Here is a 16,925-nt window from a genome sequence, read left to right on the forward strand (position 1 = left end):
TGGAAAATTAATCAAACAACTAAGTGCTACGGATGGCAGTGACGGTTGGGACGGAACGTTTAATAACCAACAATTACCATCAACTGATTACTGGTTTACAATAGACTATACAGAAAATGGTGCTGCAAAACAGTTTAAAGCGCATTTTTCATTAAAAAGATAAAAAAAAAGAGTTAGTCAAACACTAGCTCTTTTTTTTATCTTTTTAAAACACTGAGTAAATATTTGTAGTAATTTTGCAACTCTCTCTTACAACTATTAAAAATGATGAATTCTAAAAAATCGCTTTTCGCTAAAATTCTCAAAATAACTGGAATTACATTTGTGATTTCTTTATTGATATTAATATTACTTCCCATTGTTTTTGCTGACACAATTACTGAAAAAGTGAAAGTTTTAGCCAACAAAAACTTAGAAGGCAAATTAAATTTTAACGATTCAGAATTGTCATTCTTTAAACATTTTCCATCACTAACTTTAACATTACATGAATTTAATTTAAATGGTTCAAAGCCGTTTAAAAACAAATCGCTTATTTCTGCAAAAGAAATTGGCTTTGGAATTGACGTATGGAGTGCGGTTTTTGGAAATCAAACGCAAATTGAAGAAATATTTTTAGAAAATGCTAAAATCAATATTCAAGTAAATCGAAAAGGAGAAGCTAATTACAATATTTATAAATCTAATCCTAAAGAAAACAATACAGCCTCAGAAAGTGCTTCTTTGGAATTAGAAAACATTCAAATCAATAATAGCGAATTAGTCTATAACGACAAATCCACAAAAATTAATATTGAAGCAAAAGGTTTTAATTACAAAGGAAAAGGCGATTTATTAAAAGCAAATTTTAACTTAAAAACTTCGGCAAGAATTGATAGTTTAAGTTTTGTATACGATCAAAAAGAATACTTAAAAAACAAAAAAGTTAAAGCTAATTTAATAACAAAAATCAACACCAACTCGCTTTCGTTTGTCTTTGAAAAAAATGATTTAGTAATCAACCAATTACCTGTTGAATTTACTGGTTTTTTTGATTTCTTAAAAAACGGTTATCAAATGGATTTCAAACTAAAAACCGAAAACAGCGACTTAGAAGACTTATTTACTGCATTACCTGCAGAATATGTTTCATGGATGAATGAGACAAAAATGAAAGGAACAACTTCGGCTTTTCTAACCTTAAAAGGAAAATACATCGCTACAGAAAAATTGAGTCCCGAATTAAATTTTAATATCAAAGTCAGAGATGGTTATGTAAAACACTCCAAAGCTCCCTACCCTGTTGAAGACATTTTTTTGAATTTAGATACAAAATTACCAAACTTAGACATCAATCTATTAAAGATTCGATTAGATTCTCTGTATTTTGATGTTAACAAAAACAAGTTAAGTGCTGTTTTAATTTCTGATGGATTTGGTAAAAAAATAACTATCGATTCTAAAGTTAAATCAAAACTAGACTTAAGTTTTGTGAGTAATGCACTTCAAGTACCAAATTTTAAATTGGCAGGAAACTTAGATGCAGATATTATTTCTAAAGGAAATTTTAATAAAGAAGATAAGAAATTTCCAATTACTAAAGGAAATTTCGAATTAAAAAATGGTTTGATTCAAACTGCTTATTATCCAAAACCAATTCAAAACATCAATCTAAAAGCTAGTTTAAATAGTCCTACCGGCGATTTCAAAGATGCTTCTTTCATACTTTCTCCGACTAATTTTACATTTGAAGGAGAATCTTTTAATATGAAAGCTTCATTTATAAATTTTGACGATATAAATTACAACATAAAAGCCAAAGGAACATTAAATGTAGCCAGAATTTATAAAGTCTTCTCTCAAAAAGGGTTAGATATAGATGGATACATAAAAGCTGATGTTAATTTAGCAGGAAAGCAAAGTGATGCCACAAATGGAAATCTGAGCAACTTGAAAAACAGCGGAACACTTGAAGTGAAAAATATAAAAACTACAAGCAACTATTTAGCAAAACCTTTCCTAATTGAAAATGGCCTTTTTAAATTTAATCAAGACAAGATAAATTTTTCAAATTTCAATGGAAAATATGGAGCTTCTGACATTACAATGAATGGAAATTTAGAAAACGTAATTAATTTTGTGCTTTCTGAAAATCAAATTTTGAAAGGAAATTTCAATTTAACCTCAAATTTTTTGAATATAAATGAATTTATTCCAACTATTACTGAAGAAACTGATGATGAAAAAACTGCAAAAACCGAAATATCAGGAGTAGTTGAAATTCCAAATAATTTAGACGTTACAATTCAAACAAATGCCTTAAAAACAAAATACGACGACATAACTATTGACAATTTAAGAGGCAACCTATTAATTCAAAATGGAAGTTTAAAATTAACTAATGGAAATTTAGGAATTATTGGTGCTACAGCAAAAATGGATGCCTTCTATAAAAATGAAGGTACACAAAAAGCCTATTTTGATTATAAAATTAACGCCTCTGAATTTGATATTAAGCGTGCTTACAATGAAATTAAAATATTTAGAGAGATCGTAACTGCTGCTGAAAGTGCAGAAGGAATTATAGGGTTAAATTATTCTATCAAAGGTGTTTTAAATAATAAAATGGAACCCGTAATGCCATCGCTTGAAGGCAGCGGAACACTTTCTGTTAAAAAAGTAAAAATGAAAGGTTTTAAGTTACTAAACGTTGTTTCTTCAAAAACAGAAAATCCAGACATTAAAGACCCTGACGTTACAAAAGTTGACATCAAAACAACAATTAAAAATAATATTGTAACCATTGAACGTTTCAAATTTAAAGTTGCAGGCTTCAGATTGCGCTTCGAAGGGCAAACCAGTTTAGATGGAAAATTAAACTTAAAAATGCGTATTGGATTACCCCCATTAGGAATTATAGGAATTCCAATAAAAGTTTTAGGAACCCAAGAAAATCCAGACATCAAATTAGGAAGAAAATCTGAGGATTTAGAAGAAACCGAATATGTTGATGGAGTTACACCAATAAATGCATCTACAAGTTTACCAAGATCTGCAACGATTCCAAACGACAGTATTCCAAAAACAGAATCCCCTGCTCCAATAGAAAAGCCAATTGAAAAATCTGAATAATCAAACTTAAATTTATTTTAGCAAATTCACAAAAAGTTTTTCAGCTTTCTGAAAAATTCGTAATTTTACGTCAAACATCACATATAAAATTATGGAAACGCATTTTGAAAGCAATCATTTGATTGACAGATTACCAAAACATTTAAAACAATTTATTAAACCTCAAGTTTACGAGGATTATACCCCTATAAATCAAGCTGTTTGGCGTTATGTAATGCGCAAAAATGTAAATTATCTTTCAAAAGTTGCTCATAGTTCTTATATTGAAGGTTTACAAAAAACTGGAATCGAAGTGGATAACATTCCCAGCATGTATGGCATGAACAGAATTCTTGCTGAAATTGGTTGGGCTGCAGTTGCCGTTGATGGATTTATTCCACCTAATGCGTTTATGGAATTTCAAGCATATAATGTATTAGTTATAGCTTGTGACATTCGTCAATTAGAACACATAGAATATACACCCGCTCCAGACATTATCCATGAGGGTGCAGGTCATGCTCCTATTATTGCAAATCCTGAATATGCCGAATACTTAAGACGTTTTGGTGAAATTGGTTGTAAAGCCATTTCATCGGCTCGTGATTATGAATTGTATGAAGCGATTCGTTTGCTTTCCATTTTAAAAGAAGCAGAAGATACTCCAGAAGAAGAAATCAAAAAAGCTGAAGAGCAAGTTGATTTCTTACAGAATAATATGGGAGAATTATCTGAAATGTCTCGCATTAGAAACCTACATTGGTGGACTGTAGAATATGGTTTGATTGGAACCGTTGATAATCCAAAAATATATGGCGCTGGGTTACTTTCTTCAATTGGTGAAAGTACCTGGTGTATGACTGATAATGTAAAGAAAATTCCATACGATATTTCGGCTGCTGATATGAGTTTTGACATTACAAAACCGCAACCGCAACTTTATGTTACGCCTGATTTCGCTCAATTAAGTCAAGTTTTAGAGGAATTTGCTAATAAAATGGCATTACGAACTGGTGGTTTATCAGGAATTAAAAAATTAATAAATTCTAATGCACTTGGAACTATCGAATTAAGTACTGGACTTCAAATTTCGGGTGTATTTACTAATGTTATTGAAGATGAAGGAAAACCAGTTTATGTTCAAACAACAGGGGAAACAGCACTTTCTTACAGAGAAAAAGAGTTAGTAGGTCACGGAACAGAATACCATGCTGAAGGTTTTGGTTCTCCAATTGGAAGATTAAAAGGTATCAATTTGGCAATCGAAGAAATGAGTCCAAGAGATTTGCGCGCATATGATATTTACGAAGGTGAGCAAGTTACTTTAGAATTTGAAGGAAATATCAAAGTCACAGGAGAAATCGTAACAGGTTCTCGTAATTTACAAGGAGAAATTTTATTGATTAAATTCAAAAATTGTACAGTTACTCATGATGATACCGTCTTATTTCAACCAGAATGGGGTATTTATGATATGGCAGTAGGAAAAAAAGTAATTTCCGCTTTTTCTGGTCCAGCAGACGTGAATAGTTTTGATATGATAAGCCATGTACCTTCAACTCAAACTATTAAACAGAAAAAATCGGTTGAAAGAGAAGAGTTAGAAAAACTATATTTAAGTGTTCGTAATATTAGAGAAGGAAAACCTGCTGCGACTACTTTAAAAGAAGCATTTGCTTCGGTTTCTGCTGGACATCCAAACGATTGGTTATTATCGGTTGAGATAGCTGAATTAGCTAAAAAAGAAGGAAATTCAGATTTAGTAGATAAAGCTTTAAATCATTTAGAAAAAGTAAAAAACAATCGCCCAGAAGTTGCTCATTTAATCGATGGAGGTTTAGAATTAATTTTTGAAAAAGCGAATGTTTAATCGCTAGGTAACTTTTGTTACTGAAAAGATTTTCAATCAAATTTACCTTTGTCAAAAAAAGAAACAATTATGGGAATTTTAGATTTTTTAGGATTAGGAAATAAAACCAATGATGTTCAAGAATATGTTCAAAAAGGTGCGATCATTTTAGACGTAAGAACTCCAGATGAATTTAGAGAAGGACACATTAAAGGTTCGAAAAATATCGCATTACAAGTTTTAAATGGAAATATTGAAACGATAAAAAAATGGAACAAACCAGTGATAGCATGTTGCCGTTCTGGAATGCGAAGCGCTCAAGCTACTTCTATTTTAAAACAACACGGAATTGATTGTATTAATGGTGGTGGTTGGAGCAGTTTAGAAAGTAAATTATAAAAAAAAGTCCCGATTGCATCGGGACTTTTTAATTTGACATAAAATCAGAATAAATACTTTTTACAATAATTTCAGAATTCACATAAGGATTTTGAGCATTTGAAATGATTATTTTCGTTGGATTTCCTTCTGCATCATATTCGTATTGATACAAAGTTGGTGCTTCGTTGTCTTTTTGTTCAGAGATTACATTTCGCTTTTCATCGTACTGATACACTACTTTACTTTTTAAATCAAAAATCTGATAATTTCCCTCTATTAACAAACCTTCTTTATAAACTTCAACAGACAAATTATCTTTCTTTTTGCCCTGATTGTAATAGGAAGTTTTAGTATAACTATCATCTGAAATGTAATTAGTATATTCTGTGATTTCTGAAAAACCAGTTTCTTTTTCTTTACAAACTGATTTTATCATTCGATTTTGTTTGTCGTACGAATACTTAGTTTCCGAAAACAATCTGCCTTGTACAAACTCTTGAGACTTTGTTAATCGCAATTCTTTATCATAGAAAAATAAGGTTTTGTCTTGGGTTTTACTTATTTTATAATCTGTAATTTTAGAAACCATGCAATTATCAATATTAAAATTACATTTTGTAATTTCTTTTGCATCACCCAAATCCACTACTACAGAATCTAAATATTGATTATAAAACGTATAGATTTCCGTTTTTGACCATTCTTTTGCTTTGGTTTCTGGATGAAAATAAAAAATTTGTTTCTGAAGCGTGGCTGTTCTGGGTGACCAATTAAAATGTGATGTTAAAAATTGTTCTTGCGCTTGCAAACTCAAACCCAATAAAACAATAATTGAAAATAATAAACTTTTCATTTTTCTATTTTTTAAATAATGGATATAATCTTCCTGCTTCAGAAGCATCAATATTTTGAATTTGATAAGCTGTTCCATCAGCTGATTTTACAATCAAATGATTTGTATTTTCATCATCATGGATAGAAAAATTACTGCTTTGTAAATACTTTCCGTCTTGATAAAATGAAATTTTAAACTTGTTGTCTTTAACCCAAAATATTTTTGTTGGCGATTCCAATTTTATAGCATCATGCCATTCATTTTTTGCAAAATCGTCTAAATAAAACCCTTTCACAAAATGCACGGATTGATCCACTTCATTAAAAATTACCAAACTTGAATGTTCTGGTGTAACAACTAATTGCACTACTTTTTCAAAATTATTATCATAGGAATCTTGAATTTCAATTCTATCATCTTCACCTTTTAAAACTGTTAAATAATTTGTTCTCGAATAAGTAATTTTTTGATACTGTTGCAACAAAGAATCTTTCTCTCTAAAAAACTTATCATGCTTTTTAATAAATTCTAAATCTAATTCTGTGCTTCCTGAAGTTATTCCATCTGCATAGGTGATTTTTGCAAACGCGAACGAATTATCATCTGGCAATGCTGGAATCACTTTTGCAATTTTTATACGATTGTTCTTTGCATCAAATTCATAGTCATAATCAATTTGGGAACTATCGTCATATACTTGAGATATCACATTTTTATAATTGTCATAAGAATATTTCGTAGTCGATTTAAAATTTTCTGACACAATGTTTTTTTCTTTTAACAAGTCATCTTTGTAAATTTCTTTTGTAAAATCGCTTCCTGAACCATCGTTACTTTTCTTAATTTTGGTATAACTTTTTTTATCAATATAGTCTTGGTAAAAAATGGTTTCCGAAGGTTCATCATCTGCATTTAATTCTACTTCTTTAATTAAATTTTCTTTTTTATCGTATTCGTAAGTAGTAGATGACATGTGTTCAACAATTACTTTTTTCAACTTCCCTTTTTCGTACTGAAATAGAAATCTGATTGGATGACCAAAGTTTCCTATAATTGGTTTATAATTGATTTCTTTCAGTGTTGAGTCGGAATTATAAACATATAAATACTCACCTGAAATTTTTTCTTCTTGATAAATATTCTCTAAAATTTGCCTTTGCACATACGTATTTTTAATCTCTGTTATGTAGTAGTTCTCTTTGACAAATTTATTTTTATCTTTATCAAACTTATAGAGCGATTCTTCCACTTTTACCACATCATCAGAATAACCAAAATCGGAAGTTCTAAATTGTTGCTGGGCAAAAATATTAGCAAACCAAAAGAGAAAAAGAATAGAAAATCTCATGCTTAATCATTTAAAAATTCTAACGGATAAAATGTTTCAAAACCTTTTGAATTCAAATCGCGTATGATGTATTTATCAATTCCCGCTTCTTGCACAATAAAATCATCTTCTTTTTGCGTTTTTACCAATTTGTACAAAGATGAATCTAAAATTACTCCGTTTTGAATCACAAAAAACTCAGGTTTATCCGAAAATATCCAATACATTCCACTTGGAGACGAAAAATCTTCCATATCATACCACTCGCCCATTTTTACGTTTTCGGTATAAAAACCTTTTAACAATACTGTTTTCTTGAATAAAACATCATAAACCAAAATATCATAATTATTTTTTACAGCATCAACATCATTGGTTATTTCTTCGCCATTAGCATCTTGAATGGTAAATGTATTTCCTTCATTTTTCTTAATCTTATAGTTTGATTTTAATAACGCTTGTAAATCGGCTAAAGCTTTATTTAATACTTCGTCAGAAGCGCCATCAAAAGATGTACTCACTTCATAAGAAGCCGAATTTGAATCATACTTTTTAACATAATTGACATCAAAATCTGCTTTTCCTGCAGTTTTACCGTTTGAATACGTAACTTTTGCAAAAGTGAAATAGTTAACTTTATCATCAGTATCAAAATCGAGTTGTTCAATTTTTGATTTCAAAATATCTCCTTTGCTGTCGTATTCATAGCTGTTTTTAAAAACCTTATCATCTCTTGTATATTGAATTTGATTTCTATTTTTATCGTATTGATAGGTTTCGGTTAAAGTTGAATATTTAGTTGTGTTTTTTTCCGAAATCAACAAACCATTTTTGATTATTTGTTCATTTACTTGATCTTCTTCATTGTTAGCATATTTAATTGATTTCTTGGTATATGAATTTGGTGAAGTGTAATTAGCATAAGTAATTTTTTCAACCATTACCTCTTTTTCGTACACTGTTTCTTTGCTCAAATTTCCTTTGGCATCATATTCAAAAACGCTCTTTTTAGTAGTATCCTTTTTTTCAACGATTTTACCATTTTTGTGTACGAAGTTTTCAGTGAATTCACCCAATTGTGTTTTAATATGAATTGACTGCAGTAATCCATTTTTATAATTAAATGTGTTAGTGGCTTCCATATACATGAAATAATTAGACATGTTTTCGATTTTTGTTACCAAACCTTTCTCTAAATAAATAGTTCTAGTATTTGATAACTTATATTTATTTAATCCAAAATCATAATAGAATTCTTTCTCTTCGTATTTTGTTACATCAGTAGTTAAATTAAAATCTGAAGCTTTGTATTTTGCTATTTGAGCATTCGTAAAACTTACTACCAATACGGCTATAATTGTGATTAATTTTTTCATTTTTATATTTTTTAGAAGTTATATTGAACACCAAATCCAACGTGATTGCTTTTAAAAGATGAAGTTCCTCCGCCAGCATTTTTCCAAGAATATTTCCCGAAATCGAAAACTGCATTACACGACCATTTTTCTGAATCGGATTGGAAAATTTGTGGTTGAAAACCCCAACCGAAGTATTTCATGGTGCGTTTTACGGTTTCGTCTTGAAATCCAATTCCGGCATAATCTGTTTCTAAAATTTTACCACTTCCTACACCATAATCAAAATGCAAACTATTAAAAACTGAATAAATACCAATATAAACTGGAATTTCAACTAAAAAAGGTAAACCTTCTGGAAGTAATTGTTCTAATCCATCTTCAATATTTCCGTCGTATGAAAGTGGATACACTCTTAGCTTTGCACTTGTAACGGCAACTTTTAATTCGGTACTTCTATCAGCTGCTAAAAAGTTAGCCCAATCTTGACCAAGAACAGCCGCTCCTTTAATTCCGAATTTGGTGTTTTTGGTATAATTTACATGATATGAAGCTTCTAAACTGGCAAATAATTGCATTGCTTTTCCTTTGTCGGCTACTTCACCTAAATCGTCTCCAGGTTTTGAGAACGACATTCCCGTATTGAATTTTACGGCTAATTTGTCTAATTGTGCCGTTACATTTTGAAAAGCAAAAGCTAAAATAAGTATTGAAAATAAGGGTAGTTTTTTCATAATTTCTTCAGAATTAGTTACACATTTTTTGTTCTTAATTATGAAGTAAAATTATGCGGTAGCAATACGTAAAGAAATACGTAGAAATTCGTATATTGATTAAATCAACTTATTATTTTTTGCTTTTTGAATGGCTTCCAACTTATTGTGGACTTGAAGTTTAGTGTAAATATTTTCCACATGTTTACGAATCGTTCCTGGTGAAAGAAACAAATTTTCGGCAATGGCATTGTATTTTAATCCTTTGCTTAATTGTTCCAATACCTCAACTTCTCTTATAGTCAAACTGATTTCTTCTTTAGCAATCGAATCATCAAAAACTAAAGGTTCTCGTAATAATTTAAGCGTTTTTAATGCAATGGAAGGCGTCATTCCTGCGCCACCTGACAAGGTTTCATGAATGCCATTGTACAATTCTTGTGGATTCACTTCTTTTAGAAAATAACCATCTGCTCCGGCTTTTATGGCTTTGAAAATGTTCTCATCATTATCAAAAACCGTTAGCATGATGATTTTGATTTGTGGAAACTTTGATTTGATGATTGCCGTTGCTTCGATACCATTCATTTTTGGCATTTCGATATCCATTAGAATTAAATCGAGGTTGTGATTTTTTTCTAACTTTTCAATGATATCTTGACCATGAAAGGCTTTCATTCGAACCTCAACATCAGCGAAAAAACTCAATTTATCTTGAATGGTTTTTTGGAGAAATGTATTATCGTCAACTATGGCAATTCGAATCATAGATTATTTGTTTAGTGAAATTGTAATTTGAGTTCCTTTTGTGAGTTCGGATTTGATTTTGAAAACGCCACCAATTTCTTCGATACGCTTTTGCATGTTTATAATTCCGTTTCCTAAATCGATCGTATCCAAATCAAAACCTTTTCCGTTATCTGAAATTTTAATTATAATTCCGTTTTCATTTGGTTTAACTTGAACTAAAACTTCAGATGCATCAGCATATTTAATCGCATTATTAACCGCTTCTTGAATTGTCCTATACAAATTAACACCTTCTAATGAGGAAAACTTACTGTTTTTTAAACTCTCATCAACCGAAAATTTGAACGCTGTATTTTCTTTTACCGATTGCGCTTTTTCGATAAAATTATAAATTCTGGAACTTAAATCATCAAACGTAAATTCGTTTGCATTCATGGCCCAAATCGTGTCACGAAGTTCTACAATCGTAGTTTTTGTAAAATCGCTAATCTTGGTCAAATGATTTTTAATAGACGTTTCCATCATTGGAAATCCGAATTTTAAATTCTCAACCGAAGAAATAATAAACGTTAATTGCGCTCCAATGTTATCATGCAAATCTCTTGAAATCGCCAATCGTTGTTCGTGTAATTTATTTTGATTTTCGATTTGGGCAATAGCTGATTGCAATTCAAATTCTTGCTTTTGTTGCACGTTTTTCAGGCGTTGTTGGCGGTAAATTAAAAATCCAACAATCGCAATGAAAAAGGCTAATAGCGAGAGAATAATAATGGTTGTGGTTTTCTTTTTAGCTTCTGCTTCTTTTTGTAATAGTTGCTTTTCTTTTTCGGCCGTTTGGTATTTGGTATTGATTTCTTCAACTGCTTTTAAATTGTCAATATTCAATAAAGAATCTTTTGTTTTTGAATACAATTTATGATAGTCATAAGCTTTTTTAAAATCTTTTTTTGCCGAATTAATCAGCGCATAAGTATCATAAACATTGATTAACTCTTGCAAGTTTCCCGATTTAGAAGCCAATTCAAAAGCTTTATCATTGTAACTCAACGCTAAATCGTATTTTCTAATATCTAAATAAACCGCTGCAATATTGTTGTATTGAATAATCAAATCGTTTTGGTTGTTCATCTGTTTTTTTATGGCTAAAGCATCTAATAAATAGTCAATTCCTTTTATAGTGTCTTGTAAATCGTTGATATAGACAGAACCAATGTTATTATACAACTTCGCAATAGTTTGATTGTCATTTGTTTCTTTAGACAATTTCAAAGCTTTATTATAATTCAACAAAGCATTTTGAGGTTGGTAATAGTCGAAATAACAATTTCCGATATTGACATAAGTTGCCGCAATATCATTTTTAGATTTTAACTGATTAAAAATGGCCAAAGCTTTATTATTGTATGCCAAAGCTTCTTTAGTTTTTCCTTGTGAATAATAAACGAGTCCAATGTTCTTGTACAAAGAACCAATTTCATTTTTATACCCTTTTTTTTCTGCAATTGTTAAAGCATTGACATATTCTTGCGTTGCCTTTTTGGTTTCACCTTTTTGATACAAAACACCGCCTTTGTTCATCATGGATTTTATAATTCCCATTGAATTATTAGCATTTTTGTAAAAAGCGATGGATTTGTCTAAACTTTTTAAAGCTGCATCATGTTCTAATTGATTGATTAAAAATTTAGCATGAATTCTATAGAAATATCCTTTAATGGTATCATTTGAACTATTATCGATTATCAATTGTAAAGAATCGATTGATGATTTATTTTTTGCATCGTTCAAATAATTGAGGTTGTCAATTTTTTTTAGAAATTTGAATTTATCGATAGCTTCGTTTTGCCCGTTTACAAAATTCAACCATAGGGCTAAGATTACAACTAAATATTTGTTCATCTGTTGGATTTTATATACTAAAAATACAAATTTATTTCTTTGAAAGTAATTCAAATATTGTTTTTTGAAGTAAAAAAATTTCATCGCTTAACTTTTTCATATCCAATCTGTATTGGCTTTGATAATTAGAAGAAATTGTTGCTTTTTGATTCAGGTTTCTCTGTTTTTGAGTCAACATTGTTATCATATCTTTGAGTTGTTGCATTTTTGTTTGATGCAACATTTTTATTTTTTTATTAACAAGCACTAACTTTATCACAAAAAAAGAAAGCAAAACTATTAGTAAACCTATTATTTTATCCATAAAAAAAGTCATTAAATCAATTACAAATTTGACTTAATGACTTCGTTATTACAATACGAATAAATACGTATTTAATTGATTATTTTGAGTTCTAAATCTTTGTCATTTTTAACAACATTTCCTTTATAAGACAACGTCCAACCCATAGAATTTGTTAGAATCAACATTTTTGAAAGTTCACTCAATAATCTGTTTTGAGCATTTGTTTTCAGTGTGGATTTTTCTATTTTTCTTGCCAAATTTGCTCTTGCAATTTTATTTATCTTATTATAATCTTCACCGGTAAATTCGTTGAATGTAGAAGATTCAGTATCATAATATTTAAAATCTGGACTGATTTTTATTTCTTCTTTTGGAATATTTGTAATGGTCAAGATTTTATTTTTTGAATCAATATCATACGTTACTTTACTCAAATCAAAGCCAACAGTAACATCAGCATTTATAACAACTAATGCTTTTTTATCAAAAGATAATCCAGGAATATAGGTTTCTTTTTTGTCTTTATACGTTAAAACTTCAGCGAAATGGCCTTCAGTTACGACCAATTTTCCAACATTTTTTATTTGAACTTGAATCAAATTTGTATCGTATTCAATGGTTGATGTTTCAGATTTTTTAGTAAAAAATTGATAAACAAAATAGCCAATTACCAAAAAAATAATCAAATACAATAGTTTTCCAGAACGTCCAATGGCTTGAACTAATGGAATTAACATGTTTTTTATTGCGGTTTCTGTAGAAGATGTTCGTGCCATGATTAAAATTTTACACGAAGATATAAAGATTTTTACTTAAATGGATGGCGTTGTTGCCAATTTAGTTCTGGCTCTAATTGTTTAAATATTTTTCCAATAAATTTATTAATCAATTTGTTATTATGGAATATAAACCCTGACATTTTCACAGGTTTTGCACCAATTGAGCTTTTAATTTCTAAAGCTGTTCGTCCAAAAATAATTCGTTTAAAACCTTTTTCAATACCATATTCAGTCATGTTGTAGAGCATGTTCAAATACAACATGTTTTCTTTTTGAATAGTTTCATCATAACCTAAAAAATAGGTTTCTAATGTTTCATCATTCAATAAAAGTGTATGAAAACCTACTAACTTTTCATTTAAAAAGTAACCAAAAATTTGAAATCGATTACCACATTGTCCCTTTAAGGTTGAAAAATGATTCTTAGCTAAGAAAAAAGTGTTAAATGGGGCGTTTTTAGCAACATAATGATACAAATCATAAATGGCATTTTCATGTAGAAATACTTCTTCAAAAGTCAGATTTTTAACAACAATACCATCAATTTTTTTGTGCGCTCGCTTGTATTGGTCTCGGTATTTTTTTGAAAGGGCATTGATATAATCTTCAGCCGAATTCCAATTTTTATTCAAATAAAAAATCATATTGGGCTGCGTATTGAATTCGTATGTTTCTTTAAAACGATACTTTTTCAATTCAACAGAACAATTTTCGTAAAAATCTTTAAACGAAACCAAATGAATTTTCACGCCTTTTTGTTTGAAATATTGCGTAATTTCTTCTGCGCTTTGCAGTAAAATTTCGCTAATACATTCAAAATCTATCTCTTTAGAAAACACGTAACCATTTTGTCCTGTTATCATGTTATTCCCAAGAAACAAGGTATGAGAAGCAAAATTTTTGAAAATAAAATTACGAATAGCGGTTTTAAAACACTTGTCTCTTTCTCCAAACGATTCGAGTTTATTCAAATCTAAATATTGCGCTAAAGAAACGCCTATTAATTCCGATTTTTCAAAAATACCAATGTAAAAACATTCCATATTTACTGGTGCCGAACGCTCAAGCACAGACAAATATGGTGTTTGCAAAAAAACATTACTTTGTGCCACGGTGTCCCAAAGCGAAGGTAGCGCTTTAATTGAATTGTATATTTTAAAGGTAATTTCGTTCAATGTAAAAAAATAAATCGCTCCACAAATGTAGAGCGATTCCTATATAATTAAATGTTAAATTATTTCCAGCCACAAATAATTGCACCCATTAAAGTCATAACTAAAATCCAATACCCAGAAGTTATCGCAACATATTTAAATGATTTTTGTTCAAATAGGCTGTTAGTTGCAATGACTGGAACTACAATAAATAATGATGCGAAAAAACCATGTAAAGCTCCATGACCAAAACTTCTAAACATGTGTCCATGAACTTGCATATAAGCTAAAAATGCTTCGTCTTTTTCATTACCGCTTGCTAATTGCAAAGCACCTATTTGATGAATTACCAATGTAGGCATCATAAATGCTAACATGATAGCAAAAACAAACGTTAATCCGAAGATTTTTGCCATGTTTCCTTTTTTTGCACTTTCTTCAGTCATTCCGATTTCATTCATCCAAATGGTTCCGAAAACTTTTGGGTTGTACCAAACAAATCCGACAACAAAACTTGATAAAGCAGCTACCAAAATAGCCAAATAATTCATTTCCATAATTGATATATTTTATTGGTTAGTATATCAAAAATATAAAAAAATTAATTAAAAACCGACATTGCTGGTAATGCCTTATGATTAAAATCCCAAAGAGCTTGATTTTCCCATGAAGAACCATTTGTAGATGTTGCTCCTCTAAAAGCAATCCATTCGGTTCCCCAATAACAAAATCCTAGTCCGTTTGGCGCGTTTTTTACTGTGTTTTTGATCTGTTGTAAAAAAGCTTTTTGCCCTTCTGGAGAAGCAGAATAATTGGGATGGATTTGATTTGGAAGTCCAATTACATTATTGGTCCAATCATTCCAATCGAATGTAAATGGATAAGAAGTTTCGGCAACTAACACTTTTTTATTATGTGTTTGTCCTAATGTAGCTATAGTTTGTTGCAATAAATTAATATCCGTTCCATGCCAAATGGGATAATAAGATAATCCTATATAATCATAATCAATTGCAGCAGTTTTAGAAAAAAACCATGAAGCACCATCAATTCCAGCATAATGCAACATAATTTTTGTTGATGGGCTATTGGTTCTAATTACAGTGCTTGCACATGTTAATAGTGATAAAAATTGAGATTCATTTGATACCAAATTTCCTTCAGGAAAAATAAAACCATTATTGATTTCATTACCAATTTGAAAAATATCGGGTTGAATTTCGTTTACAATTGTTATTGTATAATCCTCAACTTGTGCTTTTAATTGTGCAAATGTCAAATTATTCCAAGCTACTGGTTTTATCTGATTTCCTGGATCAGCCCATGTATCAGAATAATGAACACTCAACCAAACCTTCATACCTTGATTTTTAACGCGTTGTGCTAAAGTTTTCACTTCATTAAAACCAGATTGATTCATAGTTGGTGTATGCCAAAGTCTAATTCGAATCGTATTGCAACCTGCATTTTTTAGCGTTAGCAGTGCATCTTCGGTAATATTGTTGTTATTGTAGTAGATAGTTCCTTCAGACTCTATCAAAGGCAACATTGACATGTCTGCTGCCTTGATAAACTCTTGCGAATTATTAGATACTTCATCTTTAGAACAAGAAAAAGTAATAAGAATGCATAATAATGATAATAATTTTATACCAATTTTCATTGGATAAAGGTACAAAAACTATTTATTCGCTTGCCACTAATTTTGAAGCGCTTCTATATAAAAATTCATTATAAATGTGTCTTCTTGCAAAACGACTTGGTGATTCTGCATTCACCATTTTTATATAAGTTACTTTTGGTACACTAAAATATTCGTAGTTACTTCCGTCTAAAAACGAAATATACAATACGCCATTATCCATATAAAAATCTTGGATATTAACTGTCGTTGTAGTTTTTAAATAAACTTCTTTATTTCTCTCTTGTGTTTCAGGAGCAATACTTACCAAAAAATGATATGCTTCAATAATATTTTTACTTCTTTCTTCTGCAGCTAAACGCTCCACTGGATCAGCAATAGTATCTGGGTGATCTTCCTTCATACTATTTCTGTAAATGGTTTTCAATTCTTTCAGCGTAGCTGTTTTAGTAACATCAAGTAACTTTCTGTACTCGGCAATTTTCTTTGGATTCATAGTTTTTAAAAATAAAGGTGCAAAAGTAATGTTTTATTATTAAATCGAATAAAAAATAAGAAAAAATAAAACCTAATTATTTGTCAATGAGCTAACTAAATAAAAAAAGCTCCACATTTCTGTGAAGCTTCTTAGTAGCGGGAACAGGACTCGAACCTGTGACCTTCGGGTTATGAGCCCGACGAGCTGCCTACTGCTCTATCCCGCGCTGTTTCGAGTGCAAATATACAACCTATATTCAGAACTACAAGTTAATTTGCTAAAAATATTAGCCCCAGTGTCAATAAATGCTGGAACTTATTGCGATACGAATTCGGATTTGCTAACTTTACCCGACTTCAAGATGATTGGTATGAAAGACAAACCCGT

The 16,925-nt window shown here is 30.2% G+C and carries 16 protein-coding genes and 1 tRNA gene; 4 read left to right on the forward strand and 13 right to left on the reverse strand.

Annotated features, from left to right (window positions below):
* Nucleotides 1–10: 10 nt before the first annotated feature.
* The 4 genes from VK164_RS00960 to VK164_RS00975 all read left to right on the forward strand — a co-directional run bounded on the left by VK164_RS00960 (nucleotide 11) and on the right by VK164_RS00975 (nucleotide 5,338).
* Nucleotides 11–163 carry a T9SS type B sorting domain-containing protein gene (locus tag VK164_RS00960; protein WP_324207588.1) on the forward strand — a complete coding sequence of 51 codons (153 nt, stop codon included), beginning with the start codon at nucleotides 11–13 and terminating at the stop codon, nucleotides 161–163.
* 101 nt (nucleotides 164–264) lie between these two features.
* Nucleotides 265–3,111 carry an AsmA-like C-terminal region-containing protein gene (locus VK164_RS00965; protein WP_324207574.1) on the forward strand — a complete coding sequence of 949 codons (2,847 nt, stop codon included), beginning with the start codon at nucleotides 265–267 and terminating at the stop codon, nucleotides 3,109–3,111.
* 91 nt (nucleotides 3,112–3,202) lie between these two features.
* Entirely contained in the window at nucleotides 3,203–4,960 is a 1,758-nt protein-coding gene (locus VK164_RS00970; RefSeq protein WP_324207575.1) for an aromatic amino acid hydroxylase, read from the forward strand.
* A 69-nt stretch (nucleotides 4,961–5,029) separates the two neighbouring features.
* On the forward strand, nucleotides 5,030–5,338 hold the full coding sequence (locus VK164_RS00975; protein ID WP_324207576.1) for a rhodanese-like domain-containing protein: 309 nt from the start codon (nucleotides 5,030–5,032) through the stop codon (nucleotides 5,336–5,338).
* A 28-nt stretch (nucleotides 5,339–5,366) separates the two neighbouring features.
* On the opposite strand, the gene VK164_RS00980 is transcribed toward VK164_RS00975, so the two are convergent.
* The 13 genes from VK164_RS00980 to VK164_RS01040 form a co-directional block, all read right to left on the reverse strand.
* The gene (locus VK164_RS00980) at nucleotides 5,367–6,173 is read right to left on the reverse strand and encodes a hypothetical protein (RefSeq protein ID WP_324207577.1); all 807 of its coding nucleotides are present in this window, start codon (nucleotides 6,171–6,173) and stop codon (nucleotides 5,367–5,369) included.
* A gap of 4 nt (nucleotides 6,174–6,177) precedes the next feature.
* Complete coding sequence (locus VK164_RS00985; protein WP_324207578.1) at nucleotides 6,178–7,503, reverse strand: hypothetical protein; 1,326 nt, start codon at nucleotides 7,501–7,503, stop codon at nucleotides 6,178–6,180.
* A gap of 2 nt (nucleotides 7,504–7,505) precedes the next feature.
* Nucleotides 7,506–8,858, reverse strand: coding sequence for a hypothetical protein (locus tag VK164_RS00990; protein ID WP_324207579.1), 1,353 nt, complete (start codon nucleotides 8,856–8,858; stop codon nucleotides 7,506–7,508).
* An 11-nt stretch (nucleotides 8,859–8,869) separates the two neighbouring features.
* Nucleotides 8,870–9,571 (reverse strand): hypothetical protein, encoded by a 702-nt coding sequence (locus tag VK164_RS00995; RefSeq protein ID WP_324207580.1) that lies wholly within the window; start codon nucleotides 9,569–9,571, stop codon nucleotides 8,870–8,872.
* A 99-nt stretch (nucleotides 9,572–9,670) separates the two neighbouring features.
* Complete coding sequence (locus VK164_RS01000) at nucleotides 9,671–10,318, reverse strand: response regulator transcription factor (protein ID WP_324207581.1); 648 nt, start codon at nucleotides 10,316–10,318, stop codon at nucleotides 9,671–9,673.
* Nucleotides 10,319–10,321: 3 nt separating this feature from the next.
* Nucleotides 10,322–12,199: a sensor histidine kinase gene (locus tag VK164_RS01005; protein ID WP_324207582.1), complete on the reverse strand. Its 1,878-nt coding sequence runs from the start codon at nucleotides 12,197–12,199 to the stop codon at nucleotides 10,322–10,324.
* Between the two features lie 31 nt (nucleotides 12,200–12,230).
* Nucleotides 12,231–12,503, reverse strand: a complete 273-nt coding sequence (locus VK164_RS01010) for a hypothetical protein (RefSeq protein ID WP_324207583.1) — start codon at nucleotides 12,501–12,503, stop codon at nucleotides 12,231–12,233.
* Nucleotides 12,504–12,574: 71 nt separating this feature from the next.
* Nucleotides 12,575–13,222 (reverse strand): DUF4230 domain-containing protein, encoded by a 648-nt coding sequence (locus tag VK164_RS01015; protein WP_414655536.1) that lies wholly within the window; start codon nucleotides 13,220–13,222, stop codon nucleotides 12,575–12,577.
* A 71-nt stretch (nucleotides 13,223–13,293) separates the two neighbouring features.
* Entirely contained in the window at nucleotides 13,294–14,439 is a 1,146-nt protein-coding gene (locus VK164_RS01020) for a peptidogalycan biosysnthesis protein (RefSeq protein WP_324207585.1), read from the reverse strand.
* A 59-nt stretch (nucleotides 14,440–14,498) separates the two neighbouring features.
* A complete protein-coding gene (locus VK164_RS01025) occupies nucleotides 14,499–14,975 on the reverse strand; it encodes a DUF1761 domain-containing protein (protein WP_324207586.1) in 477 nt (158 codons plus the stop codon).
* Between the two features lie 44 nt (nucleotides 14,976–15,019).
* Nucleotides 15,020–16,081 (reverse strand): glycoside hydrolase family 53 protein, encoded by a 1,062-nt coding sequence (locus VK164_RS01030; RefSeq protein WP_324207587.1) that lies wholly within the window; start codon nucleotides 16,079–16,081, stop codon nucleotides 15,020–15,022.
* Between the two features lie 22 nt (nucleotides 16,082–16,103).
* A complete protein-coding gene (locus tag VK164_RS01035) occupies nucleotides 16,104–16,556 on the reverse strand; it encodes a KTSC domain-containing protein (RefSeq protein ID WP_166236550.1) in 453 nt (150 codons plus the stop codon).
* Between the two features lie 135 nt (nucleotides 16,557–16,691).
* A tRNA-Met gene (locus VK164_RS01040) sits at nucleotides 16,692–16,764 on the reverse strand.
* Nucleotides 16,765–16,925 lie beyond the last annotated feature (161 nt).

This window comes from Flavobacterium sp. (assembly GCF_035299005.1).
In the GTDB taxonomy this organism is placed as follows: domain Bacteria; phylum Bacteroidota; class Bacteroidia; order Flavobacteriales; family Flavobacteriaceae; genus Flavobacterium.